Here is a 21,785-nt window from a genome sequence, read left to right on the forward strand (position 1 = left end):
AACAAAGTTCCACCAGAACTTCTTTTCTTTACTGTCCCGGGGGTGTCGGCTTGTCAGGTGGAATGATCAAGTTCGTCGAGTTCGATCATGCCAGCTTCCCCCGTCTGGGCGGGCGGGATAACCGGCATGGCCTGTTCCGTTGCCCTGTCACCCGGATGCAGCCTGCGTACCACGCCAAAGGCGGTCATGACCGCGCAGGATCCGAACAGGACACACCCCAGCACCTGTCCCACCTGCACCCCCGCGGGACCGAATTTCATTCCGAACCAGACAAACGGAATGGTGCCCAGTGTCGCCCGACCCCAGTTGAACAGGGTGGAATAAAGTGGGAAACCCAGATTGTTGAACGCGGAATTGGCGACAAACAGCATGCCGATAAAGACATAACCGGCAATGGTCCAGTTACAGAACAGGTGGATCAGCATCGCCGCCGTACCCTGCGCCGAAAAGACCCGCACAACCATGTTCTGGGTCAGGAACAGGACAATCCATGTAATCGCCACGCATAACGCCACCAGCCACAGGGACGCCACCAGCGTGGCGCGCACCCGGTCCAGCTTTCCGGCCCCCAGGTTCTGCGACATGATCGGTCCCACCGATCCCGTCAGGGCAAAGACGAAGGCGAACGCCACCGGCACGATCCGGTCAATCGTCGCCTGTCCCGCCACGGCGGCCAGGCCAAAGCTGGCCATGGCATGGGTGACGAACACACCGCCGACGGGGGTTGCCAGATTGGTCAGGATGGCGGGCATGGCCACCTGCGCCACCAGCCGGGTGTCCGTGATGACATGGGTGCGCACCGGCAGCGCCAGCAATCCGTGACGGTGCGCGCACAGGAAACCCGCAACCGCTACAGCCAGGCGCGACAGGATGGTGCTGATCGCCGCCCCCTTCAGCCCAAGCCCCATCACCACGATCAGCAGCGGATCGGTAATGGCCGAGATCATGGCCCCCATCAGGGTCACGTTCATGGAAATGCGTGCCGCCCCGATGGCGCGCAGCAGGCCCGAACACCCCATGCCCGCCGCGATCAGCGGCAGGCCGGGTGATATGATTTCAAGGAAAAGGGTGGCCTGACGGGCTGCTTCCCCCTTTGCCCCCAGCAGCGCAAGCAGCGGTGCCGCCAGCCATGCCGTGAACATACCGATCACCAGACACACGCCGATCATGAAAATCCCGAAGGAGGACGCGACCCGCTGCGCCTGCTCCATCCTGCCTGCGCCGATCAGCCGCCCGGTAATGGCCCCGATGCCGATGGACAGGCCAATGGACACGGCAATCTGCACATAGCTGATTACGCCCGAAAACCCGATGGCCGCGGTCAGTGCGGGATCCCCCAGCCAGGAGATGTAGAAAAGGTTCAGCAGGTCAACAATGAAGACAGCCATGAGCCCGATGGCCCCGGTCCCCGCCATGACAACGACGTGGCGGACAATGTGCCCCGTGCAGAAGGCGGCTTTTGGTCGGGTTGCGGTATGTCCCCCCATTCGGGTGTCCTGTCTGCTGGCGTTCATACGGTCAGGCCAGAGCTGCCGCGATCTCTGGGTGCATGATGCGGGCCAATGAAATCTGGCACAAGAGCCATGTCATGCCTGCCTTTTCCATGTAGCCTGAAAAAATCTTGTGATGTCGTGTCTATATTGTCAGCGCATTGTGCGGTGCAAAATAAACAGAATGATTGTGCAGTGCAAAAAAAGTAAAATTTCATTTTTATTTATATTTATGTTGACCAGTTAAAATAAGCATGGCATACAGAATCACACGAAGCGATCAGGCTTCCATAAATACAAAGAACACTCGGTAAAAATACCGAAATGGATGCAACACCCCCAGTGTCAGCATTCCACTGACAGGGTCCCCCTTATAACGGGGGGACCCTGTTTTTTTTGCGTATGGCATAAAATAATGGGGTGCCATCCGTCTTTTACGTATCTTGTCGCCATTGGCTTTCTCTACCCTGTCGCTGGTTTCCACGCCTGTGGAAGCCATTCCGTTTAGGGAGGAATACCAATGTCCAGACTGACTGCGGCCGAACGCAACGCCTTGCCGGATTCAGCCTTTGCCCTGCCGGGGCGGCGTTATCCGATACCGGATGCAACCCACGCGCGTGACGCGCTGGCCCGTGCCAGTGAAATGCTGCATCGCGGTGACCTGACACAGCAGGAATACGATACCGTGGTCGCCCGTGCCCATGCCGTGCTGGAAGACGAATAGCTTCGCATGAAAAAGGGGCGCGGAAGTTTCCCTCCGCGCCCCTTCGGCGTGCTTTATGAAGCGTTCAGGCTTCAGCCCGCCTTGTCCAGTTCCGCTTCAAGCTGCGGCAGGATGGTGAACAGGTCGCCCACGATCCCGTAATCCGCCACCTGGAAAATTGGCGCTTCGGGGTCCTTGTTGACCGCAACGATGACCTTGCTGTCCTTCATCCCGGCCAGATGCTGGATCTGGCCCGAAATCCCCATGGCGATATACAGTTCCGGCGCCACGATCTTGCCGGTCTGGCCCACCTGGTATTCGTTTGAAACGAAGCCCTTGTCCACGGCCGCGCGCGATGCGCCAATGGCGGCACCCAGACGGTCGGCTAGCGGTTCCAGCAGCTTGAAGTTTTCACCGTTCAGCATGCCGTTGCCACCCGATACGACCACGCGGGCGGATTCCAGTTCGGGCCGTTCGGATTTCGACAGTTCAGTGGCGATGAAGGTCGATCCACCCGGCCCCGCGGGCAGGGTCACTTCCTCGATCGTTGCAGTGCCGCCTTCGCTTGCGACCGGGTCGAAGGAGGACGCACGGACCGTGATGATTTTCTTCGCATCCGCCGATTTGACCGTCGCCAGCGCGCTGCCGGCATAAATGGGACGGACAAAGGTGTCAGCGTCGTTGATGGCGACGATATCGGGGATCGGCTGCACATCCAGCAGGGCGGCCGTGCGCGGCAGGACGTTCTTCGCCGTGGCGGAAGACGCCGCCAGGATATGCGTGTAACCCGCCGCCAGTTCCGCCAGCAGGGCTGCTACCGGTTCCGCCAGTTCGCTGTTGCCGGTGGTGTCGGTCACCTGCAGCACCTTCTTCACGCCCGGAATGGCGGCAGCGGATTTTGCAGCGGCAGCCGCGTCCGGCCCGGTGACCAGCACATCGACATCACCCAGCCTGCTGGCCGCGGCAATGGCGGAACGCGATGCCTGGCGGATCGCCCCGCCTTCATGATCCAGATAAACGAGTACGGTCATGATCAGATCACCTTTGCTTCGTTACGCAGACGCGACACCAGTTCCGCTGCCGAGTCGAGCTTGATCCCCGCCTTGCGTTCGGGCGGCTCGGCAACCGAGACCACGCTCAGCCGCGGCGTCATGTCCACGCCCAGGTCGGCAGGCGTGATCTTTTCCATCGGCTTCTTGCGCGCCTTCATGATGTTGGGCAGCGAGGCATAGCGCGGTTCATTCAGACGCAGGTCGGCGGTGATGATGGCCGGCAGCGCCAGCTTTACGGTCTGGGATCCGCCATCAATCTCGCGCGTGACCGTGACAGCGCCGTCAGCCACGTCCACCTTGGATGCAAAGGTGGCCTGCGGGCGGCCCAGCAGCCCGGCCAGCATCTGCCCGGTGGCGTTCATGTCATCATCAATGGCCTGCTTGCCAAGAATGACCAGGTCGGGCTTTTCCTTTTCCACCAGTGCTTTGAGCACCTTGGCCACCGATAGCGGCTCGGTCACCACATCGGTTTCCACCAGGATGGAACGGTCGGCGCCCATGGCCATGGCCGTGCGCAGCGTGTCCTGCGCCTTGGGCTCACCAATCGAAACCGCGATGATTTCGCTCACCACGCCTTTTTCCTTCAGGCGTACGGCTTCCTCGACCGCGATTTCATCAAACGGATTCATGGACATCTTGACGCCGGCGGTTTCAACACCGGAACCATCGGCTTTCACTCGCGGCTTGATGTTGTAATCAATCACGCGCTTAACGGGTACAAGAACCTTCATTGCATATTTGCCTGTCTGTCTTCGGATAAGGGCAATCGGTGTGGCGGACTACATACCGTACCCGCCGCATGATTACATCCCGCCGGGATAGTTCGGACCGCCTGCCCCCTCCGGCGTGACCCAGTCGATGTTCTGGGCGGGGTCCTTGATGTCGCATGTCTTGCAGTGGACGCAGTTCTGCGAATTGATCTGCAGATGCGGGTCCGTGGCCTCATCCGCCACTTCATACACGGCTGCCGGGCAGTACCGGCTTTCGGGCGCGCGGAAGACATCCCAGTTCACCGTCTTCCACAGCGACATGTTGCGGACCTTCAGGTGGACCGGCTGGTCTTCTTCATGGTTGGTGTTGGACAGGAATACCGATGACAGGCGATCGAACGTGATCTTGCCATCGGGCTTGGGGTAAGTGATCTTTTCCGAAATCGAGGCCGGTTCCAGCACTTCGTTGTCGCTGTGGCGCGTATGCAGCGTCCATGGCGCGCGCCCGCGCAGCAGCATGGCGTCGATACCGGAATACAGCGCGCCGCCCTTCATGCCGAATTTGGCGAAGGCGGGGCGGATGTTGCGCACCGAACGCAGTTCCGTCCACAGCCAGGAATCCCGGATGCGGCGGGTATAGGATCCCGGTTCCACCCGGTCTGTCGCCAGCGCTTCCGCCACGGCTTCCGCCGCCAGCATGCCCGACTTCATGGCCGTGTGGGTGCCCTTGATCTTGGGCACGTTCAGGAAGCCCGCCGTATCGCCAATCAGCGCCCCGCCGGGAAAGGTCAGGCGTGGGATCGACTGGATCCCCCCCTCGGACAGCGCACGCGCGCCATAGGCGATGCGACGTCCGCCCTCGAAATACGGGCGGAAGGCCGGATGCAGCTTCACGCGTTGCATTTCATCGAATGGTGACAGCCAGGTGTTGGGATAATCCAGCCCCGTGACAAAGCCGTAGGACACCAGGTTGTCCCCGAAATGGTACATCCACGCGCCGCCATAGGTCCGGTCATCCAGTGGCCAGCCAAAGCTGTGCTGCACCAGGCCGGGACGATGCATTTCCTTGGGGATTTCCCACAGTTCCTTGATCCCCAGCCCGTAGGTCTGCGGGTCCACGCCCTTGCGCAGGTTATACATCGCCGTGACCTGCTTGGTCAGCGATCCACGGCAGCCTTCGGCAAACAGGGTGTATTTCGCGCGCAGTTCCATGCCCGGCGCGTAATTGTCGCCCGGCTGGCCATCGCGACCGATCCCCATGTCACCCGTGGCGACACCGGTCACCCGGCCGCTGTCATCCACCAGCACTTCCGCACCGGCAAAACCGGGATAGATTTCGACCCCCAGTTCCTCGGCCCGGCCCGCAAGCCAGCGGCAGAAATCGCCCAGGCTTACGATATGGTTGCCGTGGTTGCTCATATGCGGCATCACGCGGTCAAGGAACGGGATTTCAAGGCTGCCCTTCTGTGTCAGGTAGAGCATCTGCTCCTCTGTCACGGGGGTGTTCAGCGGGGCCCCTTCCTCGCGCCAGTGTGGCAGGAGTTCCTCCAGCGCGCGCGGTTCGATCACGGCGCCGGACAGGATATGGGCGCCAATCTCGCTGCCTTTTTCAATCAGGCAGACGCTGGCATCGGGTGCGACCTGTCGCAGCCGGATTGCCGCAGCCAAGCCCGATGGGCCGCCGCCGACAATAACGACATCAAATTCCATAGTCTCGCGCGGGGTCTCGCTCATACCTCTGTTGTCCTCTTGCGTCATGACCGGGATGACATGGGATGAATGGGATTACATTTTATAACTGTGCTTCCTAGAACCGTTTGGGGCACGAATAAAGGCTTGTTGCGCATTCCGTGCCCTACGGGCGTGCAATGGGGGTGCGTTTACACCGCCTGTATCCTACGGGCCAGTTCTTCCGTCGCCCGCCATTCGGGGCCAACGTAATTGACGATCAGTGTCCTGCGGGTGGCTGCCAGCGGGCGGGGGACGAAGCCGTGCCATGAATGCGCGGACGGAATGAACAGCAGCCCCGAATTGAACAGGCCCGAAGCCCGCGCAACCGGATCGCCCTGCGGTGTCATGAGGTCCGTTCCCCATTGTGCCGCCTGTGCCCCCATGGACAGCGGGACCAGCAGCGTCAGCCGCTTGGCCCCGATATCGGTATGGGGTTCCAGCCAGAACCCATCCGTATCAAGGCATAGTTCAAGCCGCAGGGTCGCGTTTTCAAGGTGTGCGCCGCATATGTCGGTAAAGGCGGCACGGGTCTGGGTATTGTCAAACAGGGCTGCCAGTTGCGCCAGCGCTGTGTTGGCCGCCTGCAGGGCCGGGGTGATGAACAGCCGGTGTCCGTTGCGTCCCGCCCGCTGTCCACCACTGTCACCCCCCATGAAATGGGGATCCGGGACCCATGCCATCAGTGCGGCAGCCACCGGGGCCGGCAGCACATCATACAGTTGCCAGTGCGGAAAGGGCCGTGGCGTGACCGGTGTGGTGGCAAGGGCCGCGATGACGCAATTCGTTTCCATGAACGGGGATTCTGCTGCTTGGGCTATTTTGCCACGGGGGATTGCGGCCTGTGGTTACAGGGCGCTGGCGTGGCGGGTGGCGCTGTCGGCCGTCAGGTAACGGTCAAAGACAGCCGCGACGTGGCGTACGAAACTACGCCCCTTTTCCGTGACCTGCACCTGCTGGCCCGCAATGTGGACCAGTCCGTCCGCCACCATGGGGGCAAGACGGGACAGTTCGGGGACAAAATGGCTGTCAGGCAGGTGGTGCTGCGCACAGACCTGTCCCAGATTGACCTGCATGTCGCACATCACCTGTTCTATGATCGCAGCGCGGACATGATCGTCCGGTCCCAGGCGCACCCCACGCACGACGGGCAGCGTATCCGCATTTGCGGCCATAAGCCGGGCATAGGCGGCGGATGACGCCGCATTCTGTGTCATGCCGCCGGGCAGCGAGGAAATGGCCGATGCCCCGATCCCGATCAGGTTCGGCGCGCTGTCGGTGGTATAGCCCTGGAAATTGCGGTGCAGTGTGCCCGTGGCCAGGGCGCGGGCCATGCTGTCACGCGGGCTGACGTAATGATCCAGTCCGACAGGCAGGAACCCTTCGTCACGCAGGACCGCGTCAATCGCCGCGCGCTGGTCGATGCGTGCCTGCGGGCCGGGCAGGTCGCCCACCGGCATCAGGGTCTGGCGCTTCTGCTTCCAAGGCACATGCGCGTAACCAAAGACCGCCAGCCGGTCCGGGCGCAGGCTGGCCACCGCGCGCGCCGTCCGCGCCACGCCCGCCGTATCCTGCCGTGGCAGGCCATAGATCAGGTCGATGTTGATGGAGTCGACCCCCGCCGCCCGCAGGGCGTTCAGGCAGTCGCTGGTCTGTTCCCAACTCTGGATCCGGCCACAGGCATCCTGTACGTCCGCATCAAGATCCTGCACGCCCATGCTGGCGCGGTTGAACCCGAGTTCATGCAGCAGGGCCGGGTAGTCGGACGGAAGGTGGCGGGGATCGACTTCGATGCTGATTTCAGCATCCGGGGCAATGTCGAAATCCCGGCGGATGGCCTGCATCACGCGGCGCATGGCGCTGCCCGGCAGGGTCGTGGGCGTGCCGCCACCCCATTGCAGGTGAGTAACGCGGCGACTGGGGCCGATCAGGGCGATGATGCGGCGCAGTTCCTCATGCAGCAGGGCGGCATAGGCGGCCCGGGCATCCGCATTGCGCAGCACGGCGGTATTGCACCCGCAGAACCGGCACAGCGTGTCACAGAAGGGAACATGCAGGTACAGGGAAACCGGCTGGTCCGCCGGGAGGGAGGACAGCCATGTGCGGCTGTCTTCCGGCCCCACCGCATCACTGAACTGCGCTGCGGTGGGGTAGCTGGTATAACGCGGCAGGTTGCCCCCATAACGGGAAAGCAGGGAACTGTCCGCCGCGTTCATGCCATTAGAACCGGTAGGCGATACCGGCGGAAACGACGGTCGGGTCCAGCGAGTCGTGGGCCGTGACATGCACGCTTTCGCTGGAGTTTTCAGCCCATGCATGCATGCGCACGAACATCTGCTTCACGTCGAAGTTGAAGAACCAGTTGCCAACCAGCTGGTAATCCACACCGGCATTGATGGACGGGCCACCGGTGAAGCCGGAGTTAAGCTTGCTGGTCAGGCCGTTGTTCGCAGCACTCATGTTGTGGAACCACATGAACGTGCCGCCAACACCCACATACGGGTTCAGGCGCTTGTGCGGACGGAAATGCCACGCGACGGTTACCGTCGGCGGCAGCACCCATGCGCTGCCCACGTCAAGCTTGCCGCCCACGGCGCCGCCTTCAGCCGCCACTTCATGACGGGTGCTGGTCGCGATCAGGTCCAGCGAGATGTTGTCGGTCACGAAGTATTCGAACGTCAGTTCCGGCATGACCTGGTTGGTGGTCTTGATCCGGGTGCCAGCCAGCGGCGCGCCGTTGGCCCAGACGCGGCTGTCGCGATCTTCCGGCAGCACGCCAACGGCGGACAGGCGGATCATGAAGTCACCCTTGCCCAGGCCGATCTTGGTGGTGGAGCAGGTCTGGAAGATACCGCAGTGACCCTTGGGCTGTGCCACGGGTACGGGCTGCGCCAGCGGTGCGTTGACGTAGGTGGAGGGCGCTGTCGTCTGCGCATGGACCGCGACGGGGGCCAGTGCCGTGGCGCCCAGTGCAGCCGACATGGCGAGTTTACGGATGTTCTTCATCGTGAGCAGACCCTAGTTTATTCCGGCTGGCGTGCAGGCGGGATCGTTAAGAATGTTCAATTTGATTTGTCAGGTGCAGAAATCACGCCCACCTAACATTCGGCTTTGATGTGAATCAATCAGGATGGATGAAGTATTTCCTTATTAGGGTCCAGCCTGACTGTTCTTTCGGTAATGTGGCTTGTTGAACACAGTTTCCGGACCGGGCTGTCCTGATTTAGCACCCGGTTACTATGAGAAAACGTACGAATTGCATCACACCCCATTTCCCGTGCCAGCGTTTCCATGGCGGGCAGCAGCGCATCAATGATCGTCTGCTGTTGGGTATAGGACAGGGTCAGGATGTAATCCGCCGTCAGCGTGTCGCCCGAATACAGGTCGAACCCGCGGCGGAAGGTGGCCATGGCGCATGGCGGCCGGCCGGGGCCGTAATGGGCGACCAGGATGCCCTCATGCACGCGGGTCCCCGACCGCGTCATCCTGCGTCCGATGCGTATCCAGTCCCGCAGCGAGATATGCGGCAGCGATATCCGGATCAGGGGATAAAGGAGCGGCACATCTGTTCGGTCCAGTCGTCGGACCATGGGCGGGGGGACGGCCTGCACGCGTCGGATTTTCCTCAAGGCTTGGGGATTTTTTCTATGATACGTGTCTGTTTACCTGATATTTCCCGGCGGGACGCATTGATTTACATCAAACCATCCGCCATACTCGGCGCTCTTGGCAAATGCATTAGTGTATTTCTAGGGAGCCAGGCATGTCCGGTTACTTCGGCGCCGGAACGCAGGCGCCTGAAAGTGATTAGGAATAATTATGTCGGATATGCCTTCGTGTCAGTTTGAATCGAGGCCTCGGCGTATCGTCATCGGCGCGGGTGGTGCACAGACCGATTTCTGCACGACGTGCAGCGTCCGCCCCACCAGCGTATGCAGCGTGATCGGGCCGGATGACATTTCCCGCCTGTCGGACGCGGCGGTGGAAACCATCATTCCCCCCGGTCGTGGCTTTATCGAGGAAGGCGCCCCGGCGACCGACTTTTTCAATGTCACATCCGGCACGGTCAAGCTGTTCAAGGCGCTGCCCGATGGACGGCGCCAGATCACGGGTTTCGCCTCGCCGGGGCATTTCCTTGGCCTTGCGGTATCGGACAATTACGCCTTTGGCGCGGAAGCGGTGGATACGGTGCGGGTATGCCGTTTTTCACGCGACAAGATGGCCGACCTGCTGGACGATTTCCCCAAGCTGGAACGCCGACTGCTGGAAGAGGCGTCCAATGAACTGGTCGCAGCCCAGAACCAGATGCTGCTGCTGGGGCGCAAGACCGCGCGTGAACGCGTGGCCAGCTTCCTGCTGGACCAGATGCATGCAAGCCAGCTGCCCGGGCAGGAAGGTAATGGCGGTCGCCTGCACCTGCCCATGACGCGGGGTGATATTGCCGACTACCTTGGCCTGACCATCGAAACCGTCAGCCGCACGCTGAGCTGGATGCGCAGCCAGGGCATGATCGAAGTGGGCAAGGGCTATGCCATCACCATCCTGTCGGTGGCGAAGCTTGATGTGCTGGCCGCGGGCAATACCTAATCATCGTGTTCCGTCGGCCTGTCATCGGACAGGTCGGATGTATCCGTAAAGAGCGGTTTGGGTGGGGTGGTGCGTGCCGGCCCCCCCACGATGTGGCCGATCGGGGTCAGGATCTCCACATGGTCACAGATGATCTTGAACACCGCCAGCAGGGGCACCGACAGGAACGCCCCGAAAATACCCCACAGCCAGTCCCAGAACATCAGTGACGCCATGACCAGAACCGGGTTGAGCGTGAAACGCCGCGCCAGCACCATGGGGGTGATCGTTTCACCTTCCGTCAGGTGGATGCACAGATAGATGGCGGGTGGCAGCAGCGCCTGCCACGCGGACGGGTAAATGAACAGCCCTACGAGAAAATAGATGATGATCCCCATCATCGGCCCGATAATGGGAATGTAGTTCAGCAGGAACGCCATGACCCCCCACAGCAGCGGGTTGGGCATGCCCAGCAGCCAGCACTGCACCATGTTCACCAGCCCGACCAGGCTGTTGATGATGGTGATGGTGGCCAGGTACTGCGAGACATTGCGTTCGATCTGATAGGCGATCTGTACCGTGCGACGCTTGTCGGCAAAGGTGGGCATGATCTCCACAAAGCGGCGCAGCAGGCTGTCCCCCTGCGCCAGCAGGAAGAACAGCATCAGGATCATGGTGAAGAACTGGCCCATGAATGCCTGCGTGCCCAGCAGGATGGAGGAACTGAACCGGTCCAGCCCGCCCCCCCCGGGGTTCGAGACCACAATCACATGCCCGTCGGGCGTATCGGTCACGGATGTCGGGTGGTCCACATGGCCGCCCGCAATGGTCATGAAATTGTGGATGCGGTCGGATGCGCTGTTCATCAGCTGGAACGGACCGCGCAGGAAGGCCAGCCGTTCCTGTAGCGTATTGATCGCCTCGGGCGCGCGTTCCAGCCAGCCGGTGGCGGGCACGGAAATGGCGGTGCCCACCGCGCCGACAACACCGAATACACACAGGATCAGGCACAGTGCCGCCAGCGGCTTGGGCAGATGCAGGCGCGTATGCAGGAAGCGCAGCGGCGTGGACAGCAGCAGGTTCACCACCAGCGCGAGGATCATGGGCAGGATGATGGCGGATGCGAAATACAGGGTATAGAAAACCGCCAGTACACTCAGCAGCAGCAGGCAGGCGGTGCGTGTGTCGATGCGGCTGTGGCGCATGACCTCGATGGCACGCTGCTGCTGTATCTGTTCATAAGAGGGCTGTGGTGGGGTTGGCTCTGTCTCGGGCGGCATCAATCAGGTCCTGAGGTCGTGCTGGCGTGGCCCCAACGGGGTTTGGCGTTCCTGTGCCCGCTTCATTCGTATCGTACCAATCCGTTCCTTATGGCGGCATATGGAAGGCAGGACCAAGGTTTTTGGCACATTCCCGCTACGCAACCATTGCAGGGGGAGGCTGCACGTACACGGTAACGTGAATTTTTGGGACCCATATGGCGGAAGACGGCACTTGAAAGCACGATTGGACAGGGCTCAAATACCTCAACACGGAGGCTGCGGCCTTCTGGCACCATAAACCAATGGAGAGTCCCATGGCCTGGAATACCCCCAAGATCGTTGAAGTCCCCCTGGGCGCCGAGATCAACAGCTACGTCTGCGGCGAAAAGAAGTAAGGAACATCGCCGCCTGTCTCGCACAGGCGGCGATTTTCTTTTACAGTCTGCGTCCATGATCGACATTATCGTTCTCGGCGCGGCGGCGGGTGGCGGATTTCCGCAATGGAATTCCAATGCTCCCGGTTGCAGGCGGGCCAGGGCCGGCGATCCGGCAGCCCTGCCCCGCACACAGGCTTCCATTGCCATAAGTGGGAATGGAAAGAACTGGTTCGTGGTCAACGCTTCCCCTGACCTGCGGACCCAGATAAACCAGACACCTGCCCTGCACCCAAGCGAAGGCCTGCGTTCAACGCCCATCGCCGGTGTCATCCTGACGGGTGGTGAGGTGGATACCATTACCGGGCTGCTCACCCTGCGTGAACGCCAGCCCTTTACCCTGCTGGCCACGCCAGAAGTGCTGTCCATGCTGGATGCCAATCCCATTTTTGAAGCCCTGAACCGCGCGGTCGTAACCCGCACGCCCATGGGACTCGACACGCCACTGGCGCTGAAGCTGACCGATGGCACCCCCGCGGGCCTGACCATCGTGCCGTTCGCGGTGCCGGGCAAGGTGCCGCTTTATGCCGAATCCGGGCCTGATCCGGCTGCAATCTGTGAAAATGGTGAAACGGTCGGGCTGGAAATATCCGACGGCAAACATCGTGTCTGTTTCGTGCCGGGCTGTGCGCGCATGACCGATAACCTGCGGGTGCGCCTGCGTGGGGCGGATGCTGTGTTCTTTGACGGCACGCTGTGGGTGGATGACGAAATGGTGCGCGCGGGCCTGGGTGAAAAGACCGGCCGCCGCATGGGTCACATGTCCATGGATGGCATGGACGGCACCATCGCCGCCCTGCGTGACCTGGGCATCAAACGCAGGATTTTCATACACATCAACAATTCCAACCCCGTTCTGCTGGCGGATTCGCCCGAACGCGCCGCCGTCGAGGCGGCGGGGTGGGAAATCTCCCATGACGGGATGAGGATTACGGCATGAGCGGAAAACTGCTTTCCCCCGATGAACTTGAAACCGCACTGCGCGCCATCGGGGCGGAACGCTACCATAACTTGCACCCCTTCCATCGTGCCCTGCACGACGGCAGGCTCAACCGTGCGCAGGTGCAGGCCTGGGCGCTGAACCGCTATTATTATCAGGCCAGCATTCCGGCCAAGGACGCAACCCTGCTGGCCCGCCTGCCCACGGCGGAACTGCGGCGCGAATGGCGCAGGCGGCTGGTGGACCATGATGGTGATGCACCAGGCACCGGCGGTGTGGCGCGCTGGCTCAAGCTGACCGACGGGCTGGGGCTGGACCGCGCCTACGTGGAGTCGCTGGAGGGGCTGCTGCCCGCCACCCGTTTCGCGGTGGATGCCTATGTAGCCTTCGTGCGCGACCGTTCCATCCTGGAAGCCATTGCCTCGTCCCTGACCGAACTGTTCTCACCCACCATCATAAGCGAGCGCGTGGCTGGCATGCTGCGGCATTATGACTTCATTACGCCTGAGACGCTGGCCTATTTCCAACCGCGCCTGACACAGGCCCCGCGGGATTCCGATTTCGCGCTTGGTTACGTGAAAGAACATGCCCGCACACCCGAACAGCAGAAAGCGGTGCTGGATGCGCTAAAGTTCAAGTGCGGCGTCCTGTGGGCCATGCTGGATGAACTGGAATATGCCTACGTCAATCCTGCCCGTATTCCCCCCGGCGCCTTCCGTCCGGATGCGGCATGACCACCACGGACCTGACAGACGACAGTATCATCCGTTTCGTGCGCGGGGTCCGGCTGCAGCATGACCGCGTGCGCGAACGGTGGATCATACAGGCCCCGGAACGGGCCTTCATACCTGATCCCATTGCAGCCGAGGTGCTGAAACTGGTCGATGGCACCCGCACGCTGGGCCAGATCGTGTCCGAACTGGCCACCCGGTTTGCCGCCCCGGTTGATGTGATCGGTCACGATGTCCATGTCATGGTCAGTGACCTTATTACCCGGCAGGTGCTGGTGGCATGACAGAAACCATTCTTTCCCCCATGAGCCTTCTGGCGGAACTGACGCATCGCTGCCCGTTGCAGTGTCCGTACTGTTCCAACCCGATCGCACTTGAACCCCGCCGTAATGAACTGTCCACGCAGGACTGGATCAGCGTGCTGGACCAGGCTGCCGAAATGGGCGTGCTGCAGGTCCATTTCTCCGGCGGGGAACCCATGAGCCGCCCGGACCTGCCGGACCTGATCCGGCATGCGGTGGGGCTGGGGCTGTACACCAACCTCATCACCTCTGGCGTGCTGCTGAACGAAAAGACGTTTCCGGCACTGGTGGAAGCCGGGCTGGACCATGTCCAGCTGTCCTTTCAGGATATCGACACCGCCAATGCCGAACATGTGGGCGGTATGAAGGGTGCCCAGACACGCAAGATGGAAGCGGCAAGGCTGGTGGTGGCGGATGGCATGCCGCTGACGCTGAATTTCGTTATTTACCGCGAAAACGCCGCCCGCGTGCCGCAGATGCTCGAAGCCGCGGTGGAAATGGGTGCCCGCCGGGTCGAGATCGCGCATACGCAGTATTATGGCTGGGGGCTGGCCAATCGCGCGGCCCTCATGCCCACGGCGCAGCAGCTTGAACAGACCACGCAGGCCGTGGAGGCCGCGCGTGAAAAATACACGGGCCGCCTGGCCATAGATTACGTGACGCCGGATTATTATGCCGACCGTCCCAAGCCGTGCATGGGGGGCTGGGGACGCCGGTTCATCAATATCTCCCCGTCCGGCCGGGTGCTGCCCTGTCATGCGGCCGAAACGATCCCCAATGTCGCCTTTCCCGATGTGCGGCACGATACGCTGGCGCATATCTGGCGCGATTCCCCGCTATTCACCATGTTCCGTGGCACGGACTGGATGCCGCAGCCCTGCCGTAGCTGTGACCAGCGGGAAAAGGACTGGGGTGGCTGCCGTTGTCAGGCGCTGGCGCTGGCAGGGGATGCTGCGGCGACCGATCCCGTCTGCAGCCGCGCGCCCGACCATGAACGGGTTGTCAGGGTGCTGGAAACCCTGCCTGCCGACCCGCCACCCTTCCGGTATCGTCGTTACACGCGTGCTACGGATGAGGTCGGCTGACCTCCGCCTTTACATCTACCCGCGGCAGGCAGATCACGAAGCGCGCACCCAGTATGTGACCATCGGCATCAATACGGTTTTCCGCACTGATGTTACCGCGCAGGGCTTCGATGATCTGCTTGCTTATGGACAGGCCAAGGCCTGAATGCTGCCCGAAATTCTCGCTGCTGGGACGTTCGGAATAAAAACGGTCAAAAATGTTGTCCAGCTTGGCCTGCGGAATGCCAGGGCCGTCATCACTGACCGCGATTTCCACCATGCTGCCCGCCGGTACCGCGCTGAGCAGGATCTTGCCATCGGGTGGGGAGAAGGAAATCGCGTTGCCGATCAGGTTGCGCAGCACCTGCACCAGCCTGTCTTCCACCGCAAGGACGGTCAGCCGCCGTTCGGGACTATCGCCACTGCTGGCCACGGCCATGTAGGGCTGTCCCGGCTGGCGGGTCGCTTGGTGTATTTCCGTCAGTACCGACAGCAATGGCACGATGGCAATCGGTTCGGCCCGGGCGCGCGACAGTTCCGCATCCACGCGGCTGGCGTCGGAAATATCGGTAATCAGGCGGTCAAGCCTGCGCACGTCGTCATTGATGATCGACAGCAGGCGTCGCTGGCGTTCGGGATCGTCGATGCGCAGCAGGCTTTCAATGGCCGAGCGGATGGAGGACAGCGGGTTCTTGATTTCATGGCTGACATCGGCCGCAAACCGTTCGATGGCGTCCATGCGGGCCCATAGCGCGCTGGCGCTGTCCTGCAGCGCGCGGGCGACTTCCCCGATTTCATCGCGTCGCGCCAGCAGGCGTTCGGGCACCATGTCCGTCCGGTTGGAGGATTCGCGCATGGTATGGGCCGACGCCGCCAGCCGCAGCAGCGGGCGTGCAATGGTCAGCGACAGGTACCATGACAGCAGGATGGTCAGCGCCAGCGCCATGAGGAACAGCGACAGGATGGATGACCGCACGGCAAACAGCGAACGGTCCACGTCGCGCGCTTCACGCGTAAGCTGGATGATGCCCACCGTCGTCCGCCCGTCATGCATGACGGGTTCGGCCACCGTGACCATAAGCTGGTGGTTGGCGTTGCGGCGGATATAGGGCGGAATTTCCATGACCCGTGTGCCATCGGGCTGGGTCACGGGCTGGATTGAGGGATCGGAATCCGGCGTGTCCAGCGTCATGATCCGCTCACCCGACAGGGTGGGCAGTTGCGCCAGCAGCCAGTTGTACAGCCGTTCGCCCATGTTGACCGATGGGGGGTACAGGGGCGAATGCTCGTCCTCTTCCGCCGGTGGCGGGGCCTGCCTGCCCGCATCGCCATGGTGGTCGGCCTGTTCCACGCGGCTGTCGGCCACGACCTGTCCGTCTGGGGCGAACAGGCGGGCATGCGCGCTGGGGCTTGGTTCCGTCAGGCGCAGCAGCAGCGGGCGGGCAAGCGTGGGTTCCAGCGTGACATCACGGCGGGAAATGATGACGGCGCTCTGTCCCAGCGCGCCGGCATAGATCCGCGCCTGTTCACGCAGTGCCGAGACCTCGGCTTCCAGCAGGCTGTTCTGGAACTGCGTCAGGTACAGCAGCGTCAGCGCCAGCAGTCCCAGCGGAAGCGTATTGACCAGCAGGATGCGCCGCATGAGCGGCGAGACCAGACGCGTACGGTATTCCATGAATTCCGCGACCGCGTTCCTGCCCTCCCCGCTCCACCGGCGCGGGATCAGGCGGCGCAGTCGGGGCGGTACTGCAGATGTAAGGGAAAGAACGGGATGCGGCATCCGGCTGTATCATTCTTCCTTGTAGCGGTAGCCGATCCCGTACAGGGTCTCGATCTGGTTGAATTCCTCATCCACCTGGCGGAATTTCTTGCGCACGCGCTTGATGTGGCTGTCAATCGTACGGTCATCGACATAGATGTTCTCGCCATATGCCGCATCGATCAGCTGGTCGCGCGACTTGACCAGCCCCGGGCGCGCCGCCAGCGCCTTGACCAGCAGGAATTCGGTCACCGTAAGCTGGATGTCACGCCCGTGCCACAGGCACTGGTGGCGTGTTTCGTCCAGCGACAGCCCGCCGCGCACCATGGTGCCGGTGGGGCTGACCCCCGCGGCCTCGCTGCGGCTGACTTCGTTGCGGCGCAGCAGCGCGCGGATGCGTTCCAGCAGCAGGCGCTGGGAAAAGGGCTTGGTGATGTAGTCATCCGCCCCCAGCCGCAGGCCCATGAGCTGGTCTACTTCCTCATCCTTGGATGACAGGAAGATCACCGGCAGCTGCGAACGCGCGCGCAGGCGCTGGAGCAGTTCCATCCCGTCCATGCGCGGCATCTTGATATCCAGCACCGCCAGATCCGCCGGGCGTGACGACAGACCGTGCAGCGCGCTTTCGCCATCGGTATAGGTGCGGACAATGAATCCCTCCGCCTCCAGTGTCATCTGCACGGAGGTCAGGATGTTCCTGTCATCGTCAACCAGCACGATCGTCTGTTTCGTTGGCTCCATGGGGGCTCTCTTTTCGCTCCTCTGCCGATGGGGGCATGTCTGCCGGTCCCTTGTCCGGCGCACGTATGTACCATAGCGTCATATCCGCCCGCATGTCATGAGGGGATGCGGGCATCCTGCTTCACTGGAACGCCGCTGGCGTTCCGGCTGTTCCGTCGGATCAGGACAAGTTGCGCAAAAACGGCATGCCTGCCGGGAACGCAATGCCTTGTCCATTGGCCAGCCGTTACCTACTTGTAAGAGCATGAGCGAGAACACAGACCCCAACCCCTTTGCCAATGCCGCAACCGGCGACGGCACACCCAATCCCGCGACTGGTGAGCATTCCGGCCATGCGCCGGAGGCCGAAGCCGGGCACGACGCAGTCGATCCGCGCGTGGCCGAACTGGAGGCCGAGGTCGCGACCCTGCGTGACAAATGGGTCCGCGCGGAAGCCGAGACCCAGAACGTCCGCAACCGCGCCAAGCGTGAGGTGGAAGACGCCCGGCAGTACGCCGTGCAGAAATTCGCCAAGGATGTGGTCGAGGCGGCTGACAACCTCAAGCGCGCGGTGGCCAGCCTGCCCCAGCCCACCGAGGGCGAGGACAGCATCCTGACCCGCATGCGCGAAGGGATCGAAAGCACCGAGCGGTCGTTCATCGGCATCCTGGAACGCAATGGCATCAAGGCGGAAGACGCGAAGGGCAAGCCCTTTGACGCCAACCACCATCAGGCCATGGCGGAACAGCACAGCGACGAACACGCGCATGGCACCGTGATGGAGGCATGGACCCCCGCATGGACGCTGCACGGGCGGCTGCTCAAGCCGGCCATGGTTGTCGTGTCAAAGGGACCGGCGCAGGCAGGGTGAAATCGTTTCCGCGCACGCCTTCAGGCCCTTGAAAGCTGCGCGGGGGCTGCCTACATCGGATGGTAACAGCGGTGTTGCCGGGTGGATGTGAAAACAGACAGTCCATCCCATCACCGGACGATATGAAAGAAAGGGTCTGTCCCGATGCTTCGGGTCAGGACAGGCCGCTGAAAAGGAGAGTATCTGAATGAGCAAGGTTATCGGTATCGACCTTGGTACGACCAATTCCTGCGTTGCCGTGCGCGAAGGCGACGAGACGCGGGTTATCGAGAACAGCGAAGGCGCACGCACCACGCCGTCCATGGTTGCGTTCACCGACAACGGCGAAATGCTGGTCGGTCAGGCAGCGAAGCGCCAGGCGGTCACCAACCCGTCCAACACCCTGTATGCGGTCAAGCGCCTGATCGGCCGCCGTTATGACGACCCCACCGTGGCGAAGGACAAGGAACTGGTCCCCTATGCCATCGTGAAGGGTGACAACGGCGATGCATGGGTCGAGGCACAGGGCAAGAAATACGCCCCCGCGCAGATTTCCGCCTTCATCCTGGGCAAGATGAAGGAAACCGCCGAATCCTATCTGGGTGAAAAGGTTACGCAGGCCGTCATTACGGTGCCCGCGTACTTCAACGACGCACAGCGTCAGGCCACCAAGGATGCCGGCCGTATCGCCGGTCTGGAAGTCCTGCGCATCATCAACGAACCGACGGCTGCCGCACTGGCCTATGGCCTGCAGAAGAAGAACGGCGGCACGGTTGCGGTCTATGACCTTGGCGGTGGCACGTTCGACGTGTCCGTCCTCGAGATCTCCGACGGCGTGATCGAGGTGAAGTCCACCAACGGTGACACGTTCCTCGGCGGTGAAGACTTTGACGCCCGAATCATCGGCTTCCTGGCTGATGAGTTCAAGCGTGAGCAGGGCATCGACCTGCGTCAGGACAAGCTGGCCCTGCAGCGCCTGAAGGAAGCGGCCGAAAAGGCAAAGATCGAGCTGTCCTCCTCCAAGGAAACCGAGATCAACCTGCCGTTCATCACCGCTGATGCATCCGGTCCGAAGCACCTTGTGGTCAAGCTGACCCGTGCGAAGCTGGAAAGCCTGGTGGACGACCTGATCCAGCGCACGCTGGAACCCTGCCGCGCCGCAATGAAGGACGCGTCGGTTTCCGCGGGTGAGATTGATGAAGTCATCCTGGTCGGCGGCATGACCCGTATGCCCAAGGTGATCGAGGCCGTTAAGGAGTTCTTCGGCAAGGAACCCGCCCGCAACGTGAACCCCGACGAAGTGGTCGCCATTGGCGCCGCGGTTCAGGGCGCGGTGCTGCAGGGTGACGTCAAGGACGTGCTGCTGCTCGACGTGACGCCGCTGTCGCTGGGTATCGAGACGCTGGGTGGCGTGTTCACCCGCCTGATCGACCGCAACACGACGATCCCGACGAAGAAGAGCCAGACCTTCTCGACCGCGGAAGACAACCAGAACGCCGTGACCATCAAGGTCTATCAGGGCGAGCGTGAAATGGCGGCTGACAACAAGCTGCTGGGCACATTCGACCTGACCGGTATCGCCCCCGCACCGCGTGGTGTGCCGCAGATCGAGGTAACCTTCGACATTGACGCCAACGGCATCGTGTCTGTCTCGGCCAAGGACAAGGCGACCGGCAAGGAACAGCAGATCAAGATCCAGGCTTCTGGTGGTCTGTCCGAGTCCGACATCGAAAAGATGGTGAAGGACGCCGAAGCCAACGCCGCCGCCGACAAGGTGAAGAAGGAACAGGTCGAGGCCCGTAACCAGGCCGAAGGTCTGACCCACCAGGTCGAAAAGTCCCTGAGTGAAGCAGGCGACAAGGTCCCGGCGGCTGACAAGACCGAAGCGGAAGCAGCGATTGCCGACGTGCGCAAGGCACTGGAAGGTACCGATGCCGAAGCCCTGAAGACGGCGACTGATCGCCTGACGCAGGTTGCCATGAAGGTTGGTGAAGCCGTCTACAAGGCAGGCCAGGCCGAAGGCGCACCGGGTGCTGCTGGTGCCGCACCGGGCGGCGCACCGAAGGACGAAAAGGTTGTCGACGCCGACTTCGAAGACGTGGACGACTCCAAGAAGTCCTGATCGCCGCAAGGCGTCATACAGGCTCCGGAATGGGGGCGGACCTTCGGGTCCGCCCGACCTTTCCACCAGGGTGGCGCCCGTGCTTCTGTGAAGACGGGCGCTTTTCATATTCTGCCCAGCAACACTATTCTGGAACGCGAAGATCGTGCCGCGAGGATACCGGGCGAGCGCGTTTGCTAGAGGACCCACATGGCCACCAAGATAGATTATTACGCAGTCCTTGAAGTTTCTCGCGATGCTAATGGTGACGAGATCAAGCGGGCGTATCGCAAGCTGGCCATGAAGTACCATCCCGACCGGAACCCCGGGGATACGGATGCGGAAAACAGGTTCAAGGAAATCAACGAAGCCTACGACGTGCTGAAGGATGACCAGAAGCGCGCGGCCTATGACCGGTTCGGCCATGCGGCGTTCGAGGGCGGCGGCCCCGGTGCTGGCGGCTTCGACTTCGGCGGTGGTGGCCTGGGTGACATCTTTGAACAGATGTTTGGCGACATGATGGGCGGCCGGCGTGGTGGCCGCCGTTCGGGCGCCGACCTGCAGGTGCAGGTCACCATTACCTTTGCCGAAGCCTTTGCCGGCGTTAAGAAAAAGATCACCGTTCCCACCCGTGTCACCTGCGAAAGCTGTGACGGCACCGGCTCGGCGGACAAGGATGCGAAGCCCGAAACCTGTCCTTCGTGCCATGGCGCGGGCAAGGTGCGCGCGCAGCAGGGCTTCTTCTTTGTTGAACGTCCCTGCCCCACCTGCCATGGCTCGGGCCACCTGATCCGCAACCCGTGCAAGGAATGCCACGGCACCGGCACGGTGGAAAAGAACCGTACCATCGAGGTCGCGATCCCCGCCGGTGTGGAAGATGGCACCCGTATCCGTATCTCCGGCGAGGGGGAATCCGGCGGTAAGGGCGTGCCCGCGGGCGACCTGTATGTCCATGTATCGGTTGAACAGCACGCGATCTTCCAGCGTGATGGCGCTAATATCTACTGCCGCGTGCCCGTGCGCATGGCGCAGGCAGCCCTGGGAACCGAGATCGAGGTGCCGGTCGTGGACGGGTCACGCACCAAGGTTAAGATCCCGGCGGGGACCCAGACGGGCGAACATTTCCGTCTGCGTGGCAAGGGTTTCTCGGTCCTGCGGTCTTCCGCGCGTGGAGACATGTATATTCAGGTCGTGGTGGAAACACCGCGCCACCTGACCAAGCGCCAGCGTGAACTGCTGGAGGAATTCGAGGGCGACGCCGCGGGCCATGCCAAGGGCAGCCCCGAAAGCACCGGTTTCTTCAGCAAGGTGAAGGATTTTTTTGAAGGCAAGCTGTAAGCCTGTCCTTTCCCCCGCCCTGTCATGACAGGGCG

Annotated in this window: 21 protein-coding genes; 10 read left to right on the forward strand and 11 right to left on the reverse strand. The window is 61.9% G+C overall.

Annotation, left to right across the window (positions count from 1 at the left end; translation table 11 throughout):
- Positions 1-53: 53 nt before the first annotated feature.
- Positions 54-1,487, reverse strand: coding sequence for an MATE family efflux transporter (locus AC1RQ9_RS13610; protein WP_485987405.1), 1,434 nt, complete (start codon positions 1,485-1,487; stop codon positions 54-56).
- A gap of 523 nt (positions 1,488-2,010) precedes the next feature.
- Here AC1RQ9_RS13610 and AC1RQ9_RS13615 point away from each other — a divergent pair.
- Positions 2,011-2,214, forward strand: coding sequence for a hypothetical protein (locus AC1RQ9_RS13615; RefSeq protein WP_193733108.1), 204 nt, complete (start codon positions 2,011-2,013; stop codon positions 2,212-2,214).
- Between the two features lie 71 nt (positions 2,215-2,285).
- Here the strand turns inward: AC1RQ9_RS13615 and AC1RQ9_RS13620 are convergent, their stop codons facing one another.
- The 7 genes from AC1RQ9_RS13620 to AC1RQ9_RS13650 all read right to left on the reverse strand — a co-directional run bounded on the left by AC1RQ9_RS13620 (position 2,286) and on the right by AC1RQ9_RS13650 (position 9,273).
- Complete coding sequence (locus AC1RQ9_RS13620) at positions 2,286-3,224, reverse strand: electron transfer flavoprotein subunit alpha/FixB family protein (protein ID WP_485987406.1); 939 nt, start codon at positions 3,222-3,224, stop codon at positions 2,286-2,288.
- 2 nt (positions 3,225-3,226) lie between these two features.
- Positions 3,227-3,976 (reverse strand): electron transfer flavoprotein subunit beta/FixA family protein, encoded by a 750-nt coding sequence (locus tag AC1RQ9_RS13625; RefSeq protein WP_485987407.1) that lies wholly within the window; start codon positions 3,974-3,976, stop codon positions 3,227-3,229.
- Positions 3,977-4,048: 72 nt separating this feature from the next.
- Positions 4,049-5,689 carry an electron transfer flavoprotein-ubiquinone oxidoreductase gene (locus AC1RQ9_RS13630; RefSeq protein ID WP_485987408.1) on the reverse strand — a complete coding sequence of 547 codons (1,641 nt, stop codon included), beginning with the start codon at positions 5,687-5,689 and terminating at the stop codon, positions 4,049-4,051.
- 146 nt (positions 5,690-5,835) lie between these two features.
- Positions 5,836-6,477 (reverse strand): 2OG-Fe(II) oxygenase, encoded by a 642-nt coding sequence (locus AC1RQ9_RS13635; protein ID WP_485987410.1) that lies wholly within the window; start codon positions 6,475-6,477, stop codon positions 5,836-5,838.
- Between the two features lie 54 nt (positions 6,478-6,531).
- The gene (hemN, locus tag AC1RQ9_RS13640) at positions 6,532-7,899 is read right to left on the reverse strand and encodes an oxygen-independent coproporphyrinogen III oxidase (protein ID WP_485987411.1); all 1,368 of its coding nucleotides are present in this window, start codon (positions 7,897-7,899) and stop codon (positions 6,532-6,534) included.
- Between the two features lie 4 nt (positions 7,900-7,903).
- Positions 7,904-8,689, reverse strand: coding sequence for an OmpW/AlkL family protein (locus AC1RQ9_RS13645; protein WP_485987413.1), 786 nt, complete (start codon positions 8,687-8,689; stop codon positions 7,904-7,906).
- Positions 8,690-8,808: 119 nt separating this feature from the next.
- A complete protein-coding gene (locus AC1RQ9_RS13650) occupies positions 8,809-9,273 on the reverse strand; it encodes a hypothetical protein (protein WP_485987415.1) in 465 nt (154 codons plus the stop codon).
- Positions 9,274-9,502: 229 nt separating this feature from the next.
- Between AC1RQ9_RS13650 and AC1RQ9_RS13655 the strand changes: the two genes are divergently transcribed.
- The gene (locus AC1RQ9_RS13655; protein WP_485987416.1) at positions 9,503-10,270 is read left to right on the forward strand and encodes a Crp/Fnr family transcriptional regulator; all 768 of its coding nucleotides are present in this window, start codon (positions 9,503-9,505) and stop codon (positions 10,268-10,270) included.
- Here the strand turns inward: AC1RQ9_RS13655 and AC1RQ9_RS13660 are convergent.
- Positions 10,267-11,529 carry an AI-2E family transporter gene (locus tag AC1RQ9_RS13660; protein WP_485987417.1) on the reverse strand — a complete coding sequence of 421 codons (1,263 nt, stop codon included), beginning with the start codon at positions 11,527-11,529 and terminating at the stop codon, positions 10,267-10,269. The two genes, AC1RQ9_RS13655 and AC1RQ9_RS13660, sit on opposite strands and share 4 nt — an antisense overlap.
- Before the next feature lie 296 nt (positions 11,530-11,825).
- On the opposite strand from AC1RQ9_RS13660, the gene pqqA reads away from it, so the two are divergent.
- Genes pqqA through pqqE form a run of 5 tightly spaced genes read left to right on the forward strand, consistent with a single transcriptional unit; the run spans position 11,826 to position 15,003 of the window.
- Entirely contained in the window at positions 11,826-11,906 is an 81-nt protein-coding gene (gene pqqA, locus AC1RQ9_RS13665) for a pyrroloquinoline quinone precursor peptide PqqA (protein ID WP_010508617.1), read from the forward strand.
- 55 nt (positions 11,907-11,961) lie between these two features.
- Positions 11,962-12,885, forward strand: a complete 924-nt coding sequence (gene pqqB, locus AC1RQ9_RS13670; RefSeq protein WP_485987418.1) for a pyrroloquinoline quinone biosynthesis protein PqqB — start codon at positions 11,962-11,964, stop codon at positions 12,883-12,885.
- On the forward strand, positions 12,882-13,619 hold the full coding sequence (pqqC, locus tag AC1RQ9_RS13675) for a pyrroloquinoline-quinone synthase PqqC (protein ID WP_193733118.1): 738 nt from the start codon (positions 12,882-12,884) through the stop codon (positions 13,617-13,619). The genes pqqB and pqqC overlap by 4 nt, the downstream gene beginning before the upstream one ends.
- Positions 13,616-13,900, forward strand: coding sequence for a pyrroloquinoline quinone biosynthesis peptide chaperone PqqD (gene pqqD / locus AC1RQ9_RS13680; RefSeq protein WP_193733119.1), 285 nt, complete (start codon positions 13,616-13,618; stop codon positions 13,898-13,900). Before pqqC ends, pqqD begins: the two co-directional genes overlap by 4 nt.
- Entirely contained in the window at positions 13,897-15,003 is a 1,107-nt protein-coding gene (gene pqqE / locus AC1RQ9_RS13685; RefSeq protein ID WP_485987419.1) for a pyrroloquinoline quinone biosynthesis protein PqqE, read from the forward strand. Before pqqD ends, pqqE begins: the two co-directional genes overlap by 4 nt.
- Here pqqE and AC1RQ9_RS13690 read toward each other — a convergent pair.
- Entirely contained in the window at positions 14,984-16,762 is a 1,779-nt protein-coding gene (locus tag AC1RQ9_RS13690; RefSeq protein ID WP_193733121.1) for a stimulus-sensing domain-containing protein, read from the reverse strand. The genes pqqE and AC1RQ9_RS13690 overlap by 20 nt on opposite strands.
- A 9-nt stretch (positions 16,763-16,771) precedes the next feature.
- The gene (locus AC1RQ9_RS13695; protein ID WP_010508610.1) at positions 16,772-17,482 is read right to left on the reverse strand and encodes a response regulator transcription factor; all 711 of its coding nucleotides are present in this window, start codon (positions 17,480-17,482) and stop codon (positions 16,772-16,774) included.
- Between the two features lie 244 nt (positions 17,483-17,726).
- On the opposite strand from AC1RQ9_RS13695, the gene AC1RQ9_RS13700 reads away from it, so the two are divergent.
- The 3 genes from AC1RQ9_RS13700 (at position 17,727) to dnaJ (ending at position 21,750) form a co-directional block, all read left to right on the forward strand.
- A complete protein-coding gene (locus AC1RQ9_RS13700; RefSeq protein WP_485987420.1) occupies positions 17,727-18,332 on the forward strand; it encodes a nucleotide exchange factor GrpE in 606 nt (201 codons plus the stop codon).
- Between the two features lie 187 nt (positions 18,333-18,519).
- Complete coding sequence (gene dnaK, locus AC1RQ9_RS13705; protein WP_485987421.1) at positions 18,520-20,433, forward strand: molecular chaperone DnaK; 1,914 nt, start codon at positions 18,520-18,522, stop codon at positions 20,431-20,433.
- A gap of 189 nt (positions 20,434-20,622) precedes the next feature.
- Complete coding sequence (gene dnaJ, locus AC1RQ9_RS13710; RefSeq protein WP_193733124.1) at positions 20,623-21,750, forward strand: molecular chaperone DnaJ; 1,128 nt, start codon at positions 20,623-20,625, stop codon at positions 21,748-21,750.
- Positions 21,751-21,785 lie beyond the last annotated feature (35 nt).

Source organism: Komagataeibacter ossonobensis, from assembly GCF_057359305.1.